Here is a 1,020-nt window from a genome sequence, read left to right on the forward strand (position 1 = left end):
GAGAAAACCGCGGTGACCCAACTGACCTTGCTATGCCTGCCGTATTCCGGCGCCAGCGCCATGGTTTACAGCCGCTGGCGGCGCAAGGTGCCGCAATGGCTGCAGGTGCAGCCGGTTGAGCTGCCGGGGCGCGGGGCGCGTTTCGGCGAGCCGCTGCACACCGACATGGGCCCGTTGGCGATGCAACTGGCCCGGGAACTGCGCCCCTCGCTCCAGGCCCCTTATGCGCTGTTCGGCCACAGCCTGGGCGCATTGCTGGCCTGCGAAATCGCCCATGCCTTGCGCGAGCTGGGTTGTCCGGAACCGGTAGCGCTGTTCGCCTCGGGCACCGCGGCGCCGACGATGCGCGCCGATTACGACCGCGGTTTTGCCACACCGAAAACCGATACCGAATTGATCGAACAACTGCGCACCCTCAATGGCACCAGCGAAGAAGTCCTGGCCAATGAAGAATTGATGGCCCTGACCTTGCCTGTGCTGCGGGCGGATTTTCTGCTGTGCGGGCGCTTCCAGCCGCGAACCCGAGCACCGCTCAAATGCCCGGTGCACGTGCTCGGCGGCACCACCGACAAGGCCAGCACCGAGCAACTGATCGGCTGGAGCCGGGAAACCTCCGGCAGCTTTTCGGTGGACATGCTGGCGGGCGGGCACTTTTTTATCCATGAGCACGAGGCCAGGGTGCTGCGCCTGATCAAGGATCAGTTGAGCGTGCATCATCGACGGCATGGGTTAGCAACTGTGGCGAGGGGATTTATCCCCGTTGGGCTGCGCAGCAGCCCTGAAAGCCGTCAACCCGGTTTGTCGGATTGATTGAGGTTGTTCTCCTGCGGGCTGCTTCGCAGCCCAACGGGGCGGTGCGACGTTTCGCTAAATCCCCTCGCCACAGTGTGGGTGGACTGTTTCATGTCTGGATGCTCTTCCTGACCTCTATCCTCAAGCGCTAATTTTTCCGGTCTGCATTCGTTTTATAGGGACGACATGCCTTTGTGCCTTGTGCCCACTGATTCCGGATACCCAGAA

General features: G+C 62.2%; 1 protein-coding gene. It reads left to right on the forward strand.

All coding sequences use genetic code 11. From position 1 onward, the window contains the following. The first annotated feature begins 12 nt into the window (after positions 1-12). A complete protein-coding gene (locus BW979_RS12210) occupies positions 13-810 on the forward strand; it encodes a thioesterase II family protein (RefSeq protein ID WP_076383884.1) in 798 nt (265 codons plus the stop codon). Positions 811-1,020: the final 210 nt, after the last annotated feature.

Origin of the sequence: Pseudomonas sp. A214 (assembly GCF_900156295.1) — a bacterium.
Classification (GTDB): domain Bacteria; phylum Pseudomonadota; class Gammaproteobacteria; order Pseudomonadales; family Pseudomonadaceae; genus Aquipseudomonas; species Aquipseudomonas rhizophila.